At 56.0% G+C, this 20,989-nt stretch carries 19 protein-coding genes; 7 read left to right on the top strand and 12 right to left on the bottom strand.

The annotated features are described in order from the left end of the window. Nucleotides 1-32 precede the first annotated feature (32 nt). Complete coding sequence (gene nhaD / locus BIS10_RS03955) at nucleotides 33-1,499, top strand: sodium:proton antiporter NhaD (RefSeq protein ID WP_253502739.1); 1,467 nt, start codon at nucleotides 33-35, stop codon at nucleotides 1,497-1,499. Nucleotides 1,500-1,636: 137 nt separating this feature from the next. On the opposite strand, the gene BIS10_RS03950 is transcribed toward nhaD, so the two are convergent. The 7 genes from BIS10_RS03950 to BIS10_RS03915 all read right to left on the bottom strand — a co-directional run bounded on the left by BIS10_RS03950 (nucleotide 1,637) and on the right by BIS10_RS03915 (nucleotide 8,745). After that, on the bottom strand, nucleotides 1,637-2,254 hold the full coding sequence (locus tag BIS10_RS03950) for a CBS domain-containing protein (protein WP_253502736.1): 618 nt from the start codon (nucleotides 2,252-2,254) through the stop codon (nucleotides 1,637-1,639). A 119-nt stretch (nucleotides 2,255-2,373) separates the two neighbouring features. Continuing rightward, nucleotides 2,374-3,777 (bottom strand): ATP-binding protein, encoded by a 1,404-nt coding sequence (locus BIS10_RS03945; RefSeq protein WP_253502733.1) that lies wholly within the window; start codon nucleotides 3,775-3,777, stop codon nucleotides 2,374-2,376. After that, complete coding sequence (locus BIS10_RS03940; RefSeq protein ID WP_253502730.1) at nucleotides 3,774-4,451, bottom strand: response regulator transcription factor; 678 nt, start codon at nucleotides 4,449-4,451, stop codon at nucleotides 3,774-3,776. Before BIS10_RS03940 ends, BIS10_RS03945 begins: the two co-directional genes overlap by 4 nt. A 27-nt stretch (nucleotides 4,452-4,478) precedes the next feature. After that, entirely contained in the window at nucleotides 4,479-5,168 is a 690-nt protein-coding gene (locus BIS10_RS03935) for a hypothetical protein (RefSeq protein WP_253502727.1), read from the bottom strand. Beyond that, nucleotides 5,165-5,992: an SDR family oxidoreductase gene (locus tag BIS10_RS03930; RefSeq protein ID WP_253502724.1), complete on the bottom strand. Its 828-nt coding sequence runs from the start codon at nucleotides 5,990-5,992 to the stop codon at nucleotides 5,165-5,167. The genes BIS10_RS03935 and BIS10_RS03930 overlap by 4 nt, the downstream gene beginning before the upstream one ends. Beyond that, complete coding sequence (locus BIS10_RS18995; protein ID WP_392567150.1) at nucleotides 5,979-8,126, bottom strand: AMP-binding protein; 2,148 nt, start codon at nucleotides 8,124-8,126, stop codon at nucleotides 5,979-5,981. Before BIS10_RS18995 ends, BIS10_RS03930 begins: the two co-directional genes overlap by 14 nt. Beyond that, nucleotides 8,110-8,745 (bottom strand): thermostable hemolysin, encoded by a 636-nt coding sequence (locus BIS10_RS03915; protein WP_253502721.1) that lies wholly within the window; start codon nucleotides 8,743-8,745, stop codon nucleotides 8,110-8,112. Before BIS10_RS03915 ends, BIS10_RS18995 begins: the two co-directional genes overlap by 17 nt. Nucleotides 8,746-8,888: 143 nt before the next feature. On the opposite strand from BIS10_RS03915, the gene BIS10_RS03910 reads away from it, so the two are divergent. Both BIS10_RS03910 and BIS10_RS03905 read left to right on the top strand, forming a co-directional pair. Then, complete coding sequence (locus BIS10_RS03910; protein ID WP_253502717.1) at nucleotides 8,889-9,761, top strand: GNAT family N-acetyltransferase; 873 nt, start codon at nucleotides 8,889-8,891, stop codon at nucleotides 9,759-9,761. A 256-nt stretch (nucleotides 9,762-10,017) separates the two neighbouring features. After that, nucleotides 10,018-10,851 (top strand): c-type cytochrome, encoded by an 834-nt coding sequence (locus BIS10_RS03905; RefSeq protein ID WP_253502714.1) that lies wholly within the window; start codon nucleotides 10,018-10,020, stop codon nucleotides 10,849-10,851. Between the two features lie 112 nt (nucleotides 10,852-10,963). Here the strand turns inward: BIS10_RS03905 and rep are convergent, their stop codons facing one another. Beyond that, complete coding sequence (gene rep / locus BIS10_RS03900; RefSeq protein ID WP_253502711.1) at nucleotides 10,964-13,033, bottom strand: DNA helicase Rep; 2,070 nt, start codon at nucleotides 13,031-13,033, stop codon at nucleotides 10,964-10,966. A gap of 108 nt (nucleotides 13,034-13,141) precedes the next feature. Between rep and BIS10_RS03895 the strand changes: the two genes are divergently transcribed. Further along, on the top strand, nucleotides 13,142-13,612 hold the full coding sequence (locus BIS10_RS03895; RefSeq protein WP_253502708.1) for a tRNA (cytidine(34)-2'-O)-methyltransferase: 471 nt from the start codon (nucleotides 13,142-13,144) through the stop codon (nucleotides 13,610-13,612). Nucleotides 13,613-13,614: 2 nt separating this feature from the next. On the opposite strand, the gene pyrE is transcribed toward BIS10_RS03895, so the two are convergent. After that, nucleotides 13,615-14,280 (bottom strand): orotate phosphoribosyltransferase, encoded by a 666-nt coding sequence (gene pyrE / locus BIS10_RS03890; protein ID WP_253018725.1) that lies wholly within the window; start codon nucleotides 14,278-14,280, stop codon nucleotides 13,615-13,617. A gap of 151 nt (nucleotides 14,281-14,431) precedes the next feature. Here pyrE and BIS10_RS03885 point away from each other — a divergent pair, with 151 nt between their 5' ends. Next, nucleotides 14,432-15,199 (top strand): exodeoxyribonuclease III, encoded by a 768-nt coding sequence (locus tag BIS10_RS03885; protein ID WP_159343622.1) that lies wholly within the window; start codon nucleotides 14,432-14,434, stop codon nucleotides 15,197-15,199. Between the two features lie 88 nt (nucleotides 15,200-15,287). Here the strand turns inward: BIS10_RS03885 and rph are convergent, their stop codons facing one another. Next, a complete protein-coding gene (rph, locus tag BIS10_RS03880; RefSeq protein ID WP_058577354.1) occupies nucleotides 15,288-16,025 on the bottom strand; it encodes a ribonuclease PH in 738 nt (245 codons plus the stop codon). A 119-nt stretch (nucleotides 16,026-16,144) separates the two neighbouring features. Between rph and BIS10_RS03875 the strand changes: the two genes are divergently transcribed. Both BIS10_RS03875 and BIS10_RS03870 read left to right on the top strand, forming a co-directional pair. Beyond that, nucleotides 16,145-17,023: a YicC/YloC family endoribonuclease gene (locus BIS10_RS03875; protein ID WP_253502705.1), complete on the top strand. Its 879-nt coding sequence runs from the start codon at nucleotides 16,145-16,147 to the stop codon at nucleotides 17,021-17,023. A gap of 249 nt (nucleotides 17,024-17,272) precedes the next feature. Beyond that, nucleotides 17,273-18,508: a site-specific integrase gene (locus BIS10_RS03870; RefSeq protein ID WP_253502702.1), complete on the top strand. Its 1,236-nt coding sequence runs from the start codon at nucleotides 17,273-17,275 to the stop codon at nucleotides 18,506-18,508. 286 nt (nucleotides 18,509-18,794) lie between these two features. Here the strand turns inward: BIS10_RS03870 and BIS10_RS18990 are convergent, their stop codons facing one another. Then, nucleotides 18,795-19,145: a YkgJ family cysteine cluster protein gene (locus BIS10_RS18990; protein WP_392567149.1), complete on the bottom strand. Its 351-nt coding sequence runs from the start codon at nucleotides 19,143-19,145 to the stop codon at nucleotides 18,795-18,797. Beyond that, the gene (locus BIS10_RS03865; RefSeq protein WP_253502700.1) at nucleotides 19,130-20,758 is read right to left on the bottom strand and encodes a hypothetical protein; all 1,629 of its coding nucleotides are present in this window, start codon (nucleotides 20,756-20,758) and stop codon (nucleotides 19,130-19,132) included. The genes BIS10_RS18990 and BIS10_RS03865 overlap by 16 nt, the downstream gene beginning before the upstream one ends. Nucleotides 20,759-20,989: the final 231 nt, after the last annotated feature.

The following is a 20,989-nucleotide window of genomic DNA, read 5'->3' as shown; positions in this document are numbered from 1 at the left end:
GTACTCTCTAACCCTGCCAGGATCACGCTGCTATGAAACCACCTAACGCCCTTGCAACTCGGCATCCAGCCTGCCGTGTTGCTTGGTTGTTGACCGCGCTCTGCCTTTTTGCTTTTCCTTCGCTCTCCTATGCTGCTGCCGGCCCATTAGATCTCACTGCCTCTCTTGCCGGTATTGCCTCTGTGACCATTTTCATTCTTGCCTATGCCTTGGTAATGAGTGAAGAAATTATCCACATGCGTAAATCCAAACCTGTTCTGGTGGCCGCTGGCCTTATCTGGGCAATTGTGGCGTGGGTTTATGTTCAAGCGGGTATGCCCCACGAGGCGGAAAGTGCCTTCAAGGAAACCCTACTGGAGTACACCGAGCTTCTGTTATTCCTGCTGGTGGCGATGACCTATATCAATGCCATGGAAGAGCGGCGTATTTTTGATGCCTTGCGGGCTTGGTTGGTACGTAAAGGCTTTAGCTACCGCAGCCTGTTCTGGATTACCGGCTGTCTGGCGTTTGGTATTTCCTCGATTGCCAATAACATGACCACCGCCATGTTGATGTGTGCGGTCGTACTGAAGGTGGCAGAAGGGGATAACAAGTTTATTAGTCTTTGCTGCATTAACGTCGTCGTGGCGTCTAACGCAGGCGGTGCGTTTAGCCCGTTTGGTGATATCACCACGCTGATGGTGTGGCAGGCAGGGCAAGTGCCCTTTGAAGGCTTCTTCGCGTTATTAATCCCCGCGATAGTAAACTTCATGGTGCCTGCGGTGATCATGAACTTCTTCCTGGTTAACCGTCAGCCAGCTGCGCTCACTGAGAACGTGTGGATGAAGCGTGGCGCTAAACGGATCATTGTGCTGTTTTTAATTACCGTAGCCATTTCGGTATTGTGCCACTCGATTCTTTACCTACCGCCCGCCATGGGCATGATGTTTGGCCTGGGCTTACTGCAGTTTTTTGGCTACTACCTACGCCGCAGCCTGCCCCGCTCTCTGGAGCGCAAGCGTGAACGCTACTCTCGCCGTGGCGATTGGCAAAAGCTGGAGCAACTGGGTAGCGTGGTGCCGTTTGATATTTTCAGCAAAATTGCCCGCTCCGAGTGGGATACGCTGCTGTTCTTCTACGGCGTGGTGATGTGTGTGGGTGGCCTTGGGTTTATGGGCTACCTGAGCCTGCTCTCCGAGACACTCTACGGCGGCTGGGACCCGGTATGGGCCAACGTGGTTTTGGGCTTGATTTCAGCGGTGGTGGATAACATTCCGGTAATGTTTGCGGTGCTCTCCATGGCGCCGGATATGTCGGAAGGTAACTGGCTGCTGATTACACTCACCGCTGGCGTGGGTGGTAGCCTGCTATCTATGGGATCGGCAGCGGGTGTTGCGCTGATGGGCCAAGCTCGTGGCATCTATACCTTTGCGGTTCATCTGCGTTGGGCTCCGGCCATTTTGTTGGGCTACGCGGCCAGTATTGGGGCTCATTTGTTGGTAAATGCGGGCATGTTCTAACCTGCACCGGTGAGTCCTTTCCTGCTTAGCACTCTATTGCTGGGCAGGCAAACAAAGCGCCCCTTATCTCAAGATAAGGGGCGCTTTGGTTAATAAGCGTGGTAAAGCCAACTCGTTACCTTAAGCGTAAAAAAAGCTTATAAATCGTGTCCGGTAATGACCTGGCAAATGTCCGCGAAGCTGCGCGCCATGGGAACCACCGTGGAGGGAAGTTGCGTATTCAGGCGGCTACCCATCACCGTTTGAATATCGGTGGCAGAGATAATGCCGCGCACGCTCAGTTCCTGATTTGGCTTACGTTCGGTAATTAACAGGTGCTGCTCGGTAAAGCTTTCCATTGATAACACGAGATCTTCAATGGTGAGCGATGCCAGCTGCTCCAGCGGCATGGCGCTGAGTTTTTCCCAGGGCGTCATGATCATCGCGGCGGTGACTTCCGAACGCTCAAGATTGCGCTGCTGCATCGCCAAATTGATGCGCCGAGTGCCAATCACCTCTTTGGCGGTGAGCACGCCAATGCAGTGAGCCTGCTTGTCCATGACAAACAGCAGACGAACACCGCCGTGACGCATTTTAAGGTGGGCGTCATCAATCGGAGTGTCTCCGGCAATAGACTGCGGCATGACCTGGGTAAAATCGGTCAGTACTGTCATTGCCGGGCTGTCCGGGGTGAGCTGCTTGGGTGCCGGAGTGGTGAGTAGCGGGGTAGCACCGAATTGAACAAGCGGCTTATGAGAATGCAGTGTTTGGTTCATCGAGGGGTACCTCCGTGGTGTGAAGAAGCAGGTCATTAACAACGTGCCCGCTCTGTACCTTCACACTTGCACGGAATTCTTATCACAATCTTAAGAGTCCGCCGGTGTTACATTTTTTCTCATTCTTTTGCATGGCGCTGAGTCAGCGCGTCCCTTGCTAATACTGCCCTGATGCGTAGGCCATTACCGGGGGCATCTTCGAGTCGTAGCAAGCCTTCATGGCGCTTTACTAGGCGCTCGACGATGGATAACCCTAGCCCTGCTCCCGCCCCTGGGCCTGCGCGCTGAAAACGTTCTACTACCCGACTGCGCTCGTGAACCGGTATGCCTGGCCCTTGGTCATCCACCATCAGCGTAATGCTCAGCACGGCAGCCTCAAGGGTAATCGTAATGGTGCTCTGCTCGGGAGAGTGTTGGATTGCGTTACCGACAAGATTTTGCACCAGGGTTTCAATCGCACCGGGTTCCTCTTCCATTGTCCAGTCGGCTTGATCATCGGCATTCAAGAACAGCTGCTGCTGGCGCTCTGCCGCCAGCGGCGAGAGCTTCGCTAGGGTTTCTTGGGTTTCCAGCAGAACATTGACATGGCGCAGCTCAGGCAGCGGCTCCTCTTCAGGGTCCAGGCGAGCCAGGGTTAGTAGTTGGGAGACCAGCCGCGTCGAGCGGGCAACGCCGCTACGCAGGTGGTGCAGCGACTCTTCACGGTCCTCAGCGTTATCAGCCGTTAAGGCATTCTGGGCGTGAAGGTCCAGCACGGCCAGCGGGGTGCGCAGTTCATGGGCAGCGTCGGCAATAAAGCGCTTCTCGCGTACGCGCAGCTGGCGTAGCCGTTCTAATAGTCGATTTAATGCCCCGGCAATGGTGCCCAGCTCTTGAGGTAGCGGGTAGAGTGGTAACGGTTTTAGGTTATGCGGGTCGCGGTTACGGATCTGCTCTGCCATACGGGATAGCGGGGCTAACCCCCAACCAATCGACCACCATAGCAGCAGCGTTAAGAAGGGTAAGCCGATTAGGTCTGGCAGCAAGGTGCGCAGCGCCACGGCACTGATTAGCTCGCCGCGCACGTCTTCGCGTTCGCTGACCACCACGCGGCTGAAGGAGTCTGGCACATCCAGCACGTACACTCGCCAGTCGTGCTCCCCAACGGTCAGCGTGGAGTAGCCAACGGGTTGCTGCGCTAGCGAAGCATCGGGGGCACTGGCGGAGTGTAGTAACAACCGGTCCTCTTCCCATAGCTGAAAGGCCAGCTTGCTTTCATAGCGGTGCCCTGCAAAGCGCTTGTCCGACTGCTCGGCGCGTAGCAGCGCATTCTCCAAGCTGGTTAGTAGAACATCGCGGTCGTCATCGGGCAGCGGTGCTTGCAGTAAACCCTCTAGCAGGCGTGCATTCTGGGCCAAGCTGGCATCGTAAAGCTCTTCGATCTCATGGGCCGCATAGCGGTAGCTGATGAAGCCAATCACTAACATGCTGGCACCAAATACTAAGAGCGTTAACCCCAGAGTGCGTTGACGAATCGATGTCATGCCTCTTCCTTAGCGGGTTTATCCATGACGTAGCCAATGCCGCGTACGGTACGAATAACATCGGAAAACAGCTTTCGTCGCAGGTGGTGAATGTGCACCTCAATGGCATTGCTCTCCACATCCTCCTCCCAGCCGTAAACTAGCCGCGTTAGGGTATCCCGGGTAAATACTCGGCCGGGGTGGCTCATAAACTCCTGCAGTAGCGTTAGCTCGCGGCGGGAGAGCGTTACCGGCGCGTCTTGATAGCGAACGTGCAGGGTGTGCGGGTCAAGGGTAATGCCCCGACAGCTAAGCAGGCTGCTGGTTTGGCCCTGGCTACGGCGTAATAGGGCACGCAGGCGGGCTTTTAGCTCGGCCACCTCGAAAGGTTTGGTGAGGTAGTCGTCAGCGCCAGCGTCGAGTCCCGCGATGCGGTTATCCACCGCATCGCGGGCGGTGAGTACCAAAATGGGTACATGACTGCCGTGTCGCCTGACTGCATTCAACACTTCCATACCATCCAGGCGCGGTAAACCTAAATCAAGAATCACCGCGTCAAACGGTTCGCCCTCGGTGAGCGCATTGAGCGCGGTAGCACCGTCACTCAGATGATCCACGGTATAGTGTTCGGGCTTTAAAGCTAGCCGAATACCCGAGGCTAAACTGGGGTCGTCCTCTACCAGCAAAATGCGCATAAGGCTCCTTGTTCTGTCTGTGCTGCGTTACTCAAGCTCAGCGAGTAGCTGACGTATTTCACCACGGCGGCCACTGTCTGCCAGTTCGCGGCCTTCCCTGGGTGGAGCCAGTAGAGCGTTTTCTAATGCTTGGCGCGCTTCGTCATCACGACCCTGCTCATGTAAATAGTCGCCCCAGAAGTAGAGACTGTCGATCCCTTCGGGATTAATCGCAAGGGCGCGCTGCAAATGCCATTCGGCTTTGTCCTCATCGCCAAAGCCAATGGGCCAGCCCGGCACCTGATAGTAGAGCGCCCCTAAGCTGGTATAGGCTGAGCCTTCCAGCGCCAGCGGGTTAAGTTCCAGGGCGGTTTCAAGCTCCTGTTTCGCCTCCTTCACCAGCGCTAGCGCGCCAAGCCCACCGTCCACCCCGGCTTCCGTAGAGCGGATAATTCCCGCCCAGATATGCAGCTCGGCGGCTTCAGGGTGGCGCTCAACCAACTGTTCTGCGTGGTCACCCAACTGGCTGAAGGCAGGGCCTTGCTGATCCTGTGGTAGGGAGTACTTAATCTCGGCCCAGCGTTGCTGTAATTCAGCCAGCGATGCCGCCACTTCCTCACTGACATCTTCGCTCGCCATGCCTTGCAGGCTGAATAGCCCTAACGCACTGGTCAGTAGCGCGCTACGCAGCATAGGAGAGGGGCGACCTTTAGCCGTACTTTTAAGAGCGCTTTTCATGGTGTTGACTCCTTGGTAGCCACAAATCGACGAATAATAGGTAATTGGCGTAACAGCGCCCGATCTACCGCACCGGGCCACAACGTATTCAGCCGAGTGAAGAAGCGTTCCGGCCGACCAATTTGCAGCTCTTCGCGCTGCCGCTCCACGGCGTTGATAATGGCTAGGGCAACAGCGCTGGGGGAGTCAACGGCGTTTCCAAGCGCGGCGTTGAGGGCTTCGGTTTGCGGCGAGTTCATGGCCGTGCGTGCGGCGCGAGGGGCGATATACATGACGCGTACCCGGGTGTCGGCAAGCTCGCGCCGTAGTGCTTCGCTAAAACCTCGCAGGGCAAACTTGGTCGCGCAGTAGGTCACCTGGCCTGGATAGCCCAACTGACCAAAGGTAGAGCCGATGGTGATAATCGTTGCCTGAGGGCAGGCCATCAGTTGAGGCAGCAGTGCCTGTGTTAGCTGCAGCGTGGCGGTTAGATTAATCGCCACCAACTGCTCGATATCGCTATCGGTGGTGGTATCGAAAAATCCCTGCTGGTTGTTGCCAGCTGCATTGATCAGCATATTGCAGCCCGCCAGATGGGCCGCACTGACCAAACGGTGGCGTTCCTCGGCACGGGTCAGGTCTGCGGCAACGGCCACCATCTGCTCCGGAAAGCGGTTAACCAGCAGAGCGAGCACCTCTGGTTTTCGCCCACTGATGACGAGGTGTGCGCCACGCTGGGCCAGTGCTTCGGCTAGGGCATAGCCAATGCCGCCGCTCGCCCCAGTGATGAGCACCCGCTGGCCTGCCCACCCGCCAGGCAGTGCCTGCTTGCTAGGCCAACGCATGGCTAAGTTCCTCCACCGCGCTGCGTCCTGCACTGCGCGCTTGAATGCCTCTGAACATCGCGCCATACAGGCGGTAAAACATATTGGCGCTATCAATCACCACGGCGAGGTCTTCATCGCCAAGTTGGTTGATCTGCTGCTCGAAAAAGGCTAAATGGCCAATATCCAGGCTGCCGTGGGAGGTGAGATAACGCACGGCACTATTGGGCAGCGAGAGGCTGGCCTGTAGCCGCTCGGCGGCCTGGGTCGCTAGTGCCGTGCTGGTGCCTTCCAGTACTTGCACCATGCCGAAAAACGCCACCGGGTTGCCGTGCTCTACGCTATCTCGAATCCAGGCCACCATCAGCCGGGTGGCGGGGTCGGGCGTGGCTGCCGCTGCGGCATCCGCGTCACCGCCTGCGGCACGGATATCATCTAGAATCCACTGTTCGTGGCCGTGCTCCTCTTCGATGTACTCCACCAGCGCGGTACGCAGCCAGTTCAGCCGGTCGGGCAGCCGCGCGCCGCAGGCCATCATGAGCGGCACGGTGAAACGCACGTGGTGATATGCCTGGCCGAGAAACGCAAGGTACTCTTCCAGGGTGACATTGCCTGCCAGAGCGCGGTTAACAATCGGCGTTGTCAGTAGCCAGGTACGTGCTTCTTGGGTGGCGTCTTGTAGCTGTTGGTAAGCGGTCATGATGTTGCTCCTTCTGTTGTGGGGGGACGCGCTCTGCAGCCAATGGCCATAGGCTGCCAGGAGTGTGTCGCGGCGCAGGCGGCCATTGGCCGTGAGCTGTTGGTTGTGGGGGGTAAAAGGGGCGGCGCGCTGCCACGCGTGCACCTGGGCGTAGTCGGGCAGCGAGCGATTCACGGCATCAATCGCCGCGTCGATTTGGGTATCGGTGATGTGGGTAGAAGCGGGCACAATCAGCGCTCTATTCGCGGGCAGGGCCTCGCCGTAGACCATGGCTTGAGCAATGGCTGGTTGCGTGCAGAGTTCACCCTCTACCCACTGTGGGTTCACATTGCGCCCATAGGCGGTAATGAATACCTCCCGTTGGCGGCCGTTGAGGCGGATCGCGTCGCCTTGCCACTGGCCGGTATCGCCGGTGGCATACCACTCGCTGCTTGGGGCTTCGCCGAGATAGCCCAGCATCAGCGCGCCGCATACGTGCAGTTGGCCGTTTTCATCCACCTGAACTTGCGCGTGTGGCAGCGGGCGGCCCACACCGCCGCTTGGCTCGCCAGGGCGGTTAAGACACACCACCGAGGTGCACTCTGATAAGCCGTAGCCTTCATACACCGGCCAGCCGCTTTGCTGGGCGTTGGCGAGCAGGGTCGGTGCCACCGTTGCCCCGCCCACCGCCACAAAGCGCAGGCTACGGGGGGCATTGGGCGCGTGATTGACGAGTGTTTGAAGCAGTTGCGGTACGACAATCAGGCTGTTGGGCTGATAGCGGTCTATCGCTTCAAGAGCGTGGGGCGCGTGAAAGCCGCTGGCGCCCTGCCAGCCAAGTGCCGCCATGCTGGGCAGCACGCTACAAGCGCCTAACCACAGTGGTAGATACAGCCCACCGATGTTTTCCAACAGCGTGGAGAGCGGCAGCAGGGCAAGGTGACGGCGTATATCGAGCGGTGCGACGACGGTGGCGAGGCTTTCGGTCACGGTGAGTAGCGCCGCATTATCCAAACACACCCCTTTGGGCGCGCCGCTAGTGCCAGAGGTAAAGGTGATGCGCGTAGTGCCTGCGTGTAGTACAGGCGGCTGTTCAACCCAACGCTGTGTGATGGCCGTATCACCGGTGGGCTGAAAGCCGTAAGTCTCGCTGCCGTGGCCAATCCAACTATCCAGCCCCGCTTGCTGAACGATGTGGCGGCGCTGCTGGTCGCTGAAAAACTCAGGAATAGGCACGGCCACGCAGGCTTCCATCATCAGCGCTAAGTCCCAGAGCGCCCATTCCAAACCGTTATCTAGCGCCAGCGCGACCCGCCGAGCGTGAGCGTTGCGCAGCCGCTGGCGGCGCTGAGCAATCTGTTCAAGTAGGTCGGTATAGGAGAGGGAACGGCTGCCGTCAGTCAGCGCAATATGCTGGGCAGCGCTGGTGGCATAGCGCTCAATACGTGCCAATAAGGCATTAGGCTGAGCGCGCATGGAGCACCTCTGTGCTAACGAGGCTGACAGGCGTAGCAGAGGCCTGCAGGGTGTGCATGGCGCTGCGTAAGTCTCCGGCCATTACCCACGGGCGATGCTCGTAATAGTGCCCCCACAGTGCCTGTTCATCGCCCAGGCGGCTGGGGTCGGCAGGAGTGATCGGCTGAGGCTCAAGCCCTAAGCGGCGCAGCCCGTTAGCAACTTCTGGCGTGGCCGTAAACAGCAGCCAGGCGATGCCTTCGTACGCTAGCTGGTGGGCTAAATGGATGAATAGCTGGCGCTGCAAGCCGGGCCGAAGGGTGGCTAAGTTGCCAATTTCAGCGATATCCTGGCGGCGAAGGGAGTGATCAAAGCGCTCGTTGAGCACCTGTTCGGCTTGGGTATCCAGGTAGCGTTCTAAAAACAGCGGCTCGCTGTCGGCCACGCGGAGCCCAACCGCGGCATAGGGTTGTTCTGCCTGCCAAAGGCCAAATAGACGCGGTAGAAAGTGATAGACCGTGGCGTTGTGTTGATGCGCGAAACGCGCCTGTATCAACTGCTGAAGCTGTATCCTGTCATGCTGGCTATAAGCTTCCTGCCAGCGCAAAGGTGTTAAGGGCAACGAACGTAGGTGAGCCATCGGGCGATCTCCATCGTGTTTCCCGACACTCTCGTTGACATTACTTAACGAAAACTTAAGCCGTTAAAAAAATCAGACCATCCATTAGGCATAGGAAGCCACGGGAGCGCGCAGTGACAGCAGAATCGCAACGGAACCACCGCATGATGCCTTGCCTCGCCAACCGGCGACGCGAGGCGCTGCTGCACTTGGCTGCAGTGCACGACCCTGCCCTGCAGCCTGCGTTGCAACATGCATTAACGGCGACCCAAGCGACGCCAAGCTTTGATTGGCAGGGTCTGTGGGTGGCGATGGATGGCGACCAAATAGTCGCGGCCGCCTGGGTGCAACCGCTGGCAAACCATACGGCGCAGCTATGGCTGCCTAAGCGGAATAACCCCGTTGCCCGGCAACTGCTGTGTGCATTGCAGGCTTGGGTGAGCGAACAGCCAATAGTGCTTTGCCATGTGGCCCTGCCCGCGCCTTGGGCAGCTTGGGAGGAAACGTTGGTTAAGAGCGGTATGCGTACATTGGCTACCCTAGAGCATCTTGTGTGGCCGTGCCAGGCAGTTCATACGCCGCATACCCTGACGCTGCGCCCTCTTGGGGAGTTAGCGTTGGCTGAACAGCAAGCATTACTTGAACGGGTGGGTGAAGACTCCCTGGATTGCCCAGCGCTTCGTGACGTACTGCCGGTAGAAGCGCTGCTGGCGGGTTTTTACGCCCAGGCCGTGTCTGCTCAGGCGCCGAATCCCACCCACTGGTATCGGCTGAAGTATCAAGATGACACTATAGGGGTACTGTTACTCGCCACCACCGCTCAGCACTGGAGCCTGCAGCTGATGGGGCTGGTGCCTGAATGGCGCGGTCAGAGGCTTGGTGGAGTCATCATTCAGCATGCCCAGGCCTTGGCAGCTCAGGCAGGGGCACAGTGCCTTGCCCTAACGGTGGATGCGCAAAACACCCCCGCACAGCGGGTTTATTCCCAAGCGGGGTTGGTACGGGAAGGGCGGGAGCAATTGCTAGCATGGTGCTAACCACGCCGATCAGCAGAGAAATACTCAGATAACGGACGTCATGGGTTGAATTGCCGCGCTTAGTAGCATTTTCTTACCCTTTATGTTCTCGGTATACTAACTCCATACGCATGTCTTGGCGTCTGGGTTGCCAAAGTAGATAGTGGTACTGCCGCATCAGGGGCAAGTGCGGCGTCTCCAAGCGCTAGGTATCAAGCATAAGCACTAATTTTGAAGCACTAAGCTTTTATTAAATAAAACTTAAGAGGTGGTGAGAGTGAAATCTAAGCTGATCATGAGCGGGCTGGCGGCCCTCGGCGTCATGGCAGGCACATCCGGTGCTTATGCCCAAGATGCAGCGCGTGACGCAATCGCTGAGCGCCTAGCGCCGGTAGGACAACTCTGCCTTCAAGGCCAAGACTGCGGCACGGCAGCAGCCCCCGCGGCTTCTAGCAGTGGCGGTGATGGTGAAGTAGATGGCGAGGGCATCTACAACAACGTCTGTATGGCGTGCCACGAAACCGGCGCGGCCGGTGCACCGGTACGCGGTGACGAAGCCGCTTGGGCCGAGCGTACCGAGCAAGGCTTTGCCACACTGCTAGACCACGCCATTAACGGTATTGGCGCGATGCCTGCCCGTGGCGGTAACCCCAACCTCTCTGACGAAGAGATGGAAGCGGCCGTTGCCTATATGGTTGAGCCCGTCATGGAAGTGCCTGAGCTAGGTGGCGGTGAAGAAGAAGCCGCAGCAGAAGCCTCTGAAGAGAGCGCGAGCGACGACATGGCAGCAGCCGACGACGCTGCAGCAGAAGAGTCAGCGAGCGAAGCCGCTGCTGCTAATGAAGAAGAAGCTGCCGGTGGCGACAGCGGTTTAGACGGTGAAGCGCTGTACGCCAGCGTTGGCTGTGCGGCGTGCCACGGTGCTGGTGTTGCCGGTGCACCGAAGCTGGGCGATGCGGAAGCCTGGGGCCCGCGTATTGAGCAGGGTACCGACGCACTCTACCAAAGCGTCTTCAACGGTAAGGGCGTAATGCCGCCGCGTGGTGGTAGCAGCGCTTCCGATGAAGAGATTATGGCCGTGGTGGATTACATGGTCTCGCAAGCACAGTAAAGGCGAGCGGCCCGCCCACATGGGCGGGTAAGCCAGGCGTTATAAACTATCCACAGGCGGGTGTTCCAAAACCCCCTGTGGATATTTTTTGTGCGATACACCGTTCACGACCTCATCCCAGCAGCGAGCGCAGCCCGGCAATCGCATCTTTACCGCGTGCCTGCTTTTTCTCCGGGTCTTCTTTATCGGCGCGGCCCTCCCACTCCAAATCATCAGCGGGCAGCTCATCCAAAAAGCGGCTGGGTTGGCAGTCCATCAGCTCGCCATAGGCCTTGCGCTGGCGGGCCAGTGTGAGCGTTAGCGTGCGCCGTGCGCGGGTAATGCCCACATAAGCCAAGCGGCGCTCCTCCTCCACGGTATCCATCTCGATGGCGTTGCGGTGGGGCAGCAAATCCTCCTCCAGGCCCATCAGATACACATGGGGGAACTCCAACCCTTTGGAGGCGTGCATGGTGAGCAACTGCACTCGGTCTGAGTCATCCTCTTCCGCCTGCTGTTCGAGAATATCCCGCAGCACCAGGCGTGAAATGGCCGCTTCCACACCGTCGGTTTCCGTCGCGGTGGAATCGGTGGCGTCTTCCGGGTCGCGGTTCAGCGACTTCTCCAACTGGTCGATCAAAATCCACACGTTGGCCATGCGGCGCTCGGCGATGGTGGGGGCGCTGGCGTTTTGGTAGAGCCACGCCTCGTAATCCATATCCCGCAGCATGTCGCGTATCGCAGCAATGGCATCGCCCTGGTCCATCCGTTTGCGCACGCCATCAATAAAGTGGGTAAAACGTGATAACCGCTCCACGGCGCGGGTAGGTAGGGTTTGCTCGAGCCCTAATTCATGGCAGGCGGCGAACAGCGATATCGAGCGCTCTGTGGCATAGTTGGCGAGCTTCTCCAGCGTGCCGGGGCCAATTTCGCGGCGGGGCACGTTGACGATGCGCAAAAAGGCGTTGTCGTCGGCGGGATTAATCAGCAGGCGCAGGTACGCCATGGCGTCTTTGATCTCGTTACGGGAGAAAAACGACGTGCCGCCGGAGAGCTTGTACGGAATTTGGTAGTGTTGCAGCTTTAACTCCAACAGCCGCGCCTGGAAGTTGCCCCGGTAGAGCACCGCAAAATCCCGCCATTCGGCTTTTTCTTTAATGCGCCGGGTGAGCATTTCGCTCGCCACCCGTTCAGCTTCAGCCTCTTCATGACGATTCACCACCACGCGAATCGGCGCACCGTCGCCCATATCCGACCATAGAGTTTTGTCGTAGACGTGGGGGTTATTGGCAATCAGCGTATTGGCGGCGCGTAGGATGGTGCCGGTAGAGCGGTAGTTCTGCTCCAGCTTGATGACTTTCAAACGGGGGAAATCCTCCCCCAGCGTAACCAAGTTTTCTGGCCGCGCGCCCCGCCACGCGTAAATCGACTGGTCGTCGTCGCCTACCACGGTAAAGGTGGCCCGTTCCGCCATCAGCAGCTTTACCAGCAGGTACTGGGAGACGTTGGTGTCCTGATACTCATCCACCAGCATGTAGTGGATTTTGCGCCGCCAGCGGGCCAGCGCCTCTGGGTCGCGCTGTAAGAGCACCACCGGCAGCAGAATCAGATCGTCGAAATCCACCGCGTTGTAGGCTTTCAGGTGGCGAACGTAGGCTTCATAGACGCGCGCGGCGAAGTGCTCGTCATCGTCGGCCGCGAACGAGAGCGCATCCCCTGGCAGCACCAGGTCGTTTTTCCAGGTCGAAATTTTGGCCTGCACGGCGTTGATCTGCTCGGCATCCACCTGGGCATCCTTGTTCATCAGGTCCCGCAGCAGCGCCTTGGCATCCTCCGGGTCGAACAGCGAAAACCCCGGCTTGTAGCCCAGAGTTTTCAGCTCGCCGCGAATGATATTGAGCCCCAAATTATGGAACGTCGAAACTGTCAGCCCGTGGCCCTCTTTGCCCTTTAGCATTTGGCCCACCCGCTCTTTCATCTCTCGGGCGGCCTTGTTGGTAAAGGTCACTGCGGCAATTTTGCGTGCGCTCATGCCACACTCTTGCACGAGGTAGGCAATCTTGGTGGTGATCACGCTGGTTTTGCCCGACCCCGCGCCCGCCAGTACCAGGCAGGGGCCATCGATGTAGCGCACCGCTTCCTGCTGGCGTGGGTTGAGCCCTTTGATACGGCTAAGAATGCTCTTTGGCGGTTGGGGCGTCATGGCGAAGGGTGACCTCTACAAGTGTTTCGGGGCAATTTCTATTACAATCAGCGGCGCTGACGAAGGCGCAGCAGGCAAATACAGCAGGTAACTCATAGGCAGGTGGTGATGTTTGAAGTAGCGCTATTCGAGCCGCGCATGGCTCCCAATACGGGCAACATTATGCGCCTAGTGGCGAACAACGGCTGCCGTCTCCATTTGATTGAGCCGCTGGGCTTTGATCTCGAAGAGAAAAAGCTGCGCCGCGCTGGTTTAGACTACCGCGACCTTGCCAACGTGACCCGCCACGCGAATTTTACGGCGTTTTACACCGCCATGCAGGGGCGCACCATCTGGGCGATTACCACCAAGGGCACCCGCGCCCACAGCGATGCCGACTTCGCACCGGGGGATGTGCTGCTGTTCGGCTCCGAAACTGCCGGGCTCTCCCCAGAAGTGCACGCTATGCTCCCGGCTGAGCATAAACTGCGCATCCCCATGCAGCCTAATAACCGTAGTTTGAATCTCTCCAACGCGGTAGCGGTGGTGAGCTATGAAGCGTGGCGCCAGCAGGATTACGCTGGCGCCCTCGAGATTTAGAGTTACCCGGCAATGCCGTATTGGTCGCGGTAAGCGCGTACCGCATCGGCGTAGGCGAGCATCTCGCCGCCTGCGTGCTCTTCAAGATAAGTGAGCACTTGCTCAAGGGTGACGATGCTAACCACCGGCATGCCGTATTGGGCCTGTACTTCTTGAATGGCGCTCTGTTCGCCCTGGCCCCGCTCCTGACGGTCGAGGGCAATGATCACCCCACCAGCACGAGCACCGCTCTGCTCAATCAGGCTCATCACTTCACGGATCGCGGTGCCTGCGGTGATCACGTCATCGATGATCAAAATATCGCCTGAAAGCGGCGCGCCCACAATGTTGCCGCCTTCGCCGTGGGTTTTGGCCTCTTTGCGATTGAAGGAGTAAGGCATATCCAGGTCGTGGTGGTCGGCCAGCGCCGCCGCGGTGACGGCGGCCAGTGGAATGCCCTTATAAGCAGGGCCAAACAGCACGTCGGCCTTCAAGCCGCTATCGACAATGGCCTGGGCGTAAAAGCGGCCCAGCTTGGCCAGCGCACGGCCCGTCTGAAATAGCCCAGCGTTAAAAAAGTAAGGGCTTACTCGCCCCGACTTCAGCGTGAACTCGCCAAACTTGAGCACGCCCTGCTCAATAGCGAAGGCAATGAAATCGCGTTGGTAGGGTTGTAGAGTGGTGGCCACGGCGGTGTTCTCTTGTCGGTAGGAGTGGTCGATAAGAATGTAAGTCAAACGCAACAATAAAACGGGGCTAAATAGCAAGATTTGGTTTGTCTATTTACCCAAACGTCTAAACGTCGGGTATCATACAGCAGCGACGCAAAAGGGACGATTTATGAAAATTGCCAGCATCAATGTCAATGGTATACGTGATGCCGTCGACCGTGGCTTCCTGGACTGGCTGGCTCAGCAGGATGCCGACGTGGTCTGCGTGCAGAACATCAAGGCGAAAAGTTTCGAACTGGGTGACCACATCCTCTATCCGGAAGGCTACGAAGGCTACTTCCTGGATGCCGAGGAGGATGGTTTCTCCGGTGTGGCACTCTATTGCCGCAAAATCCCCAAAGCCATTATGTACGGCCTGGGGTTTCCTCAGTGCGACCACGAAGGGCGCTTTCTGCAGGCGGACTATGACCGCTTCAGCATTGCCACCTTCCTGATGCCTGATGGAAGTGACCAAAAAGCCAAACAGGCATTTATGGAGCAGTACCAAGAGTACCTGACGAAGATGTCGCGCAAACGCCGCGAATACATCATCTGCGGTACTTGGCACATTGCCCACAAAACCGTCGATTTGGCCAACTGGTCGGACAACCAGCTCACTTCCGGTTTCCGCCCGGAAGAGCGTGCCTGGATGGATCAGGTGCTTGGCCCCACCGGCTTTATCGACACCTTCCGCGAAATTAATCGCGATGCAGGCGAGTACACCTGGTGGCCAAAACTTGACCAAGACGTGCCCCGTGACCGTCAAGAAGGCTGGCGGATCGACTACCAACTGGTCGGCCCCAACTTCCGTCGTCACGTGGTGGACGCGTGGATTGATTACGATGCGACCTTCTCAGAGTTCGCACCGCTGATCGTTGAGTATGATCTAGCGCTTTAAGCGTTAGCTACTTCCCGCGTCGCACCGCCAACAGGCCAGCTTACCGCTGGCCTGTTGGGTTTCAGGGCCCGCGTAACGCAGGGCTCCTTTAACCGCGAATCCCCAGCGCTTCACGCTGCTTCTCACGCAATTCATCACCGGCTTTCTCGGCCAAATCCAGCATCGCGTTCAGCTCTTTACGGTTAAACGCGCCCGCTTCCGCCGTGCCCTGTACTTCAATCAGCTCGCCGCTTTCGGTCATTACCACGTTCAGGTCGGTGTCGGCTTTGCTATCTTCGGGGTAATCCAGGTCCAGCACCGGCACGCCTTTGTAGATGCCGACTGAGATCGCGCTGACCAGCTGCTTGAAGGGGTCGCCTTTGATCTTCTTTTCTCGCTGCAGGTAGCGAAGCGCATCCACCAGCGCCACGCAGCCGCCGGTAATGGCCGCCGTGCGCGTGCCGCCATCGGCCTGGATAACATCGCAATCCACGGTAATGGTGAACTCGCCCAGCTTCTTCAAATTCACCGCTGCGCGCAGGCTGCGGCCAATCAGGCGCTGAATCTCCAGCGTGCGGCCACCCTGTTTGCCACGGGTCGCTTCGCGGCCACTGCGGGTATGAGTCGCGCGGGGCAGCATGCCGTATTCGGCAGTAATCCAGCCCTGATTTTTACCGCGCAGCCAGCGCGGCACGCCCGCTTCCACGCTCGCGTTGCACAGCACCTTGGTATCGCCAAACTCCACCAGCACGGAGCCTTCCGCATGGCGGGTGTAATCACGGGTTAAGCGAATTTCACGGAGCTGGTCGGCCTCGCGACCGCTGGGGCGAACTACATCAGGACGCATAGCACCTCACATCATGTTTAAAGTGGAAAAGCCCTCTATTGTACACGTCTGAGCGTGCGCGGATGGGCCTATCGGTTAGACTGTTCGGAATCACATTGATGGAAAGGATGCATCGACTTATGGCCGCTTCCCGCCGCGTACACAGCATGACCGCCTTCGCCCGCACCGAGCAGGCCGCCCCGTTTGGCACCCTGCAAGTTGAGATCCGCTCGGTGAACCAGCGCTACCTAGAACCACATTTTCGCCTGCACGAAAGCCTGCGTGATTTAGAACCGGCACTGCGCGAAGCACTGCGTACCCGCCTGGCCCGTGGCAAAGTAGAGTGCAGCGTGCGGTTCGAGAGCGCCGACACCGCCCAAGCACCGGCAGTGAACGCCCAGCGCCTAAAAGAGATTGCCGACGCCCTGGCCGCCATTCAGCAGCAGGTGCCCAGCGCCGTGCCGCCCACCACGCTGGCGCTGCTCAACCAGCCCGGCGTGATGGAAACCCAGCACCTCGACCAAGACGCCATCAAAGCCGCCGCCAAAGCGCTGTTTAACCAAGCGCTGGATGAACTGATCGACGCCCGCGCCCGCGAAGGCGAAAAACTGGCCGAGATGATCACCACCCGCCTAGACGCAGTGAGCGAGCAAGTGGCCACCGTACGCAGCCTGCTGCCGCAAATTCTGGAACGCCAGCGCGCCCAGCTGCTAGAGCGTTTAGAAATCGCCAAAACCGAACTCGACCCCCAACGCCTGGAAGCCGAGCTGGTACTGGTAGCCCAAAAAGCCGACGTAGACGAAGAGCTAGACCGCCTAACGGCGCACATTGAAGAAGTGCGCCACCAGCTCGCCCAAAAAGGCCCCAAAGGCCGCCGCCTGGATTTCCTAATGCAGGAGCTTAACCGCGAAGCCAATACGCTCTCGTCAAAATCGGTGGTGGCAGAGACAACCCGCTGCGCGGTGGAGCTGAAGGTGCTGATTGAGCAGATGCGAGAGCAGATTCAGAATATTGAGTAGTATCCATTCTCGTCTAGGTGATTATATAAATCATTGTTTTTTTTATATTTTTATATCAGTCGTTGTCCACGATTGTCTACCAGTATCCAGCTTAAGCCGCTGCTAAGTGGGTAGTAAAGTGGGTAGTGAAATGCCATGCTACCCACTAATTAGACCGAATTTTTAAAAATACTACCCAATTTTTACATAATTCACTGAAAGTATTTTGAAAAATGGGGAAGTGTTGAAGCGTTAATAGAGGGGGGAGGGATGGGGAGCTTTACCGCCAAGAAAATTCAATCATTGATCAGAGAAGCCAAGCCTGGGCGCTATGGTGATGGCAACGGATTGTATTTGATGATTCCGAAGGCAGGCGCTGCCTATTGGATGTGCCGCTATACCTTCGCGGGTAAGCGTCGCGGCATGACATTGGGTAAATACTCTCACCTCTCCTTAGCTGAGGCTCGTGAGCAGGTGGTTGAGACTCAGAGAGCCATTCGTAATGGTACGGACCCTCTTACAGAGCGCAGATGTGAAGAAAAAATAACCATCAGTACTACGGTGCAGGATTTGTTCGACGATTGGTATCAGGAACTAGAGAAGCGGCTCAAGCATCCCAATATCCCCAAGCGTGTATTTGAAAGGGATATTGCTCCCTCCATAGGTTCGTTATCGCTAGATAGCGTTACTCCTATGGATATACGTGCCATCGTCAGAAAGGTGACGAGCAGCGGTCGGCCAACCATTGCAAACGATGCTTTGATGTATTTAAAGCAGCTATTTAACCATGGCATCAAGCTAGGACTTTTGACCTATAACCCTGCGTCTGCTTTCAACGTCAACGATGCGGGCGGGGTTGAGAAAAGCCGTGATAGAGCACTTAGCCTTGAGGAGCTCAGGTTTGTCTTTGAGGTTTTCAGAGAGAATCGCACTAGCTTTACGCGTGACAACTATCTCGCATGCGCACTGCTTGTTGTGCTTGGAGTGCGTAAAACAGAGCTAACAGAAGCCACATGGTCAGAATTTGACTTGAACAATGCGAAATGGAATTTACCCGGAGAGCGCAGCAAGTCAGGGGTTGGGATTGCAATTCCTTTGCCACCGCAGACGGTCGAGTGGTTAGAGGAGCTTCACATTCGTGCTTGTGGTTCGCCTTACGTATTTCCTAGCCGTCGCAGCAGCAAGCAGCCCCATATGGGCAAGGATACCCTGAACCGAGCCATTGCCAAGCTATTTGGTAAAGAGCCAGGTAAGAAGCAGCAACCTGAAAATAGAATGGGTGATCTACCCGAGTTTACGGTGCATGACTTGCGGCGTACCTGCCGTAGCTTGTTGGCTGGGGCAGGTGTACCGGGCCATGTGGCTGAGCGTTGCTTGAATCACAAATTGAAAGGCGTGGAAGGGGTTTATGATCGATATGACTATTACGAGGAACGTAAAAGTGCCTTGAGTAGAGTGACAGAACTGGTTGAGCCGATTATCAACGAAACCTACGAAACACGTTAAGAAAGCTGATGAGTGGCTATCTATTGGAGGGGCTATATGTCCCTATCCTGCTTGCGCTGCGAACTGCAGAGCGTCATTAAGCTTTAATCTCGATACGGTCTGCCAGCCTGGAAACATTGCCGGTACGTTGGTCGGCACACACAAAGTAAGTATGGGTTCTCTAAAATCCTCAAAGAAGGCTAAGCGTAGTCTTCAGGCAACTCTTACTCTGCCTAGCAGTCAGCTTTCATGAGGTGGAAGACTGAAGCTCAAAGGTTATGCTGAGCTTCTTTTTGTGGCTTGATTATCAGCGATCAGGTTTTGACAGATTTCTATCGGGTAACAGTGTCGTTTCTCCGGGTTTGTCTTTATTTAGATATGGAGTTTCGGATTCATGCAATAAAATATCACAAACTTTGAGATTCAAGTCGATAAATTCATCCCAGCTAAATTTGTCTGCATAGTGCAAATCATACTGCCGGTCGACCCGACAAATGTCAGGTCTATCGGTATAAATTGTACAGCTTTTATCAGTATCTCTGTAATGCTTACAAGTGCCGTCTCCCCGGTCAAGGCTACTGGTCTCAACCGCCAAATTAACATTTTGGCAACACAGCCCGCATTGAGTACAGGGGAATTCTTTTATCCGGTGATGCATGATGCCAACCAATTTCGTGTGCTCTCAGAGTTTCCCATTTCAAAAGGTAGCTCAATGCCCCTTTTCGCCACTTCTCGCTGCAAGTGTATGCTGCGTTGAATCTCGCTATTACAAGCTACTAGGTCTTGCGAAAACGCTTCAAGTTCTTGCGGATTTAAACCGAACTCTATTTTACTTAGCTCAGTAAGATAACGGTCAAGCTCTGTGTTGATCGCCTGGAATTTAGCCACTGTCTCAGCATGCGGCATAATAGATTCTGTGTATGTCCAGATTTTTTTCGCTATGCTGCTATGGAGAATGAAATAGTTTAGCCCTAAAGTGACAATGCCCGTTACTAACGCACTGCTAAAAGCTGCCAGTTCGGCGCCCAAAGGAAAATTAAATATTGGCAATAGCTGGGTATAGACGATAGTCCCCACCGTTGTAGCGGCCCCAATGGACAGCACGGAAACTACGGCTTTACACAGATCGACAAAACCTAACTGATCAGGGTTAAAAATCAGCAGCTTGATCGCTTTGACCAACTGACCCCAGACCTCGCGGATGATTTTGATCGCCATGCGCTGCGTGGTAGCAAACATGTTGAAAAGCGTGGTTGTGAGACTGGCAAATATTCCCCCAAAAACACCATCCTTGAAGGCCGTAAGGAAATCCTGGAAACGTGTCTTGACTCGTATCCAAATACCTTTTAGCGTCTTATTGATGCTGTCGATAAAAGATGAAAAATCGAATTGCTCTTTGCTCTTTTCCAACAACTCAGGGATCTGCTCGCGTAATTCGAACCAGACCTCAGCCATGATTAACCCCAATACCTGACGTGTTCCCATCTTCAAGCCTGCTATGCCTGATGCCTTACCAGTCTGTTTCAGGAACTTACTGCTGGTGTAGTATGAGTGATTAATCTGCTGTTCATAGGGCTTTCTGGCTTCGTTGTCACGCTTCCGCATGCTGTCTGGATCGATGTCTTTAAGCTGCTGAATCTTATTTTCAGTATTTCGAAGTTCATCTTCCAGCTTGCGCGCTTCATGCTGCTGCTGCGGAGTGATGCGCGGGTGGTTTTCTAGTTTATGGCGTTTACTAGCCAAATTTTTTTTGTGGGTATTTATTGTTCCAGGAAGTTTTTCTAGATAAGCATCAATAGATGTTGCATTCTTGGATCTGTTGATTGTGCCTTGTGTAGACTGGAGGTTACTGTCCTGATTTGCTAAATTCACGCCATCAAGCTCGGCCAAGACACGCCCTGCATCATTATGAACTTCTTTGGCACTGATTACATGGTCGAGATGGCGTTCATCGGCTGCCCCCATGGTAATGTTGCGATAGGGGTCGTGAAGTTTTCCAGTCTGGTGTAATAATTTATCTTTTTTACCAGTATTTATATAGTTCTCATGTTTATGGTAGGGGTGTGAGTCATATTTTTCGCGCTGCTCGTAGCGTTGCTTTTCTGCATCAGTAGCCCAGATCCCCTGGCGAGCATTATTAATGGTATCTACGTTTCCCCCGACTTTGTCCTCGAAAAGAAGAAAGTCTAGTCCGAAGCTTGTCGCCAAACTGTTGACAATAGTTTTTTCAAGCTCTTTGGTCCAGTCAAAATCTTGCGATGAAGAATGCATAGGGAGGCTCATGTAAGATAGTTTAAATATAAGATGGGGAGCTCTCGCCCACCATCGTAATATACTAAGCGGCTGAAATGTCTCCCGCATTGGATGTTGCTTTTTCAAGCTGATGATCCAATTCGCCTTCATTAACCTGAATCCGTGAAGCCGGCGCCGACACTTTCCCTATCACCGCCAGCGAGCACTTTTTGATCATTCGCCCCGTGCAAGTTGGCTTTCGCAAGCCCG

Source organism: Halomonas sp. 707B3, assembly GCF_024158645.1.
In the GTDB taxonomy this organism is placed as follows: Bacteria; Pseudomonadota; Gammaproteobacteria; order Pseudomonadales; family Halomonadaceae; genus Vreelandella; species Vreelandella lionensis.
Note: the sequence above shows the minus strand (reverse complement) of the source record. Positions and strands in the feature narration are given on the sequence as shown.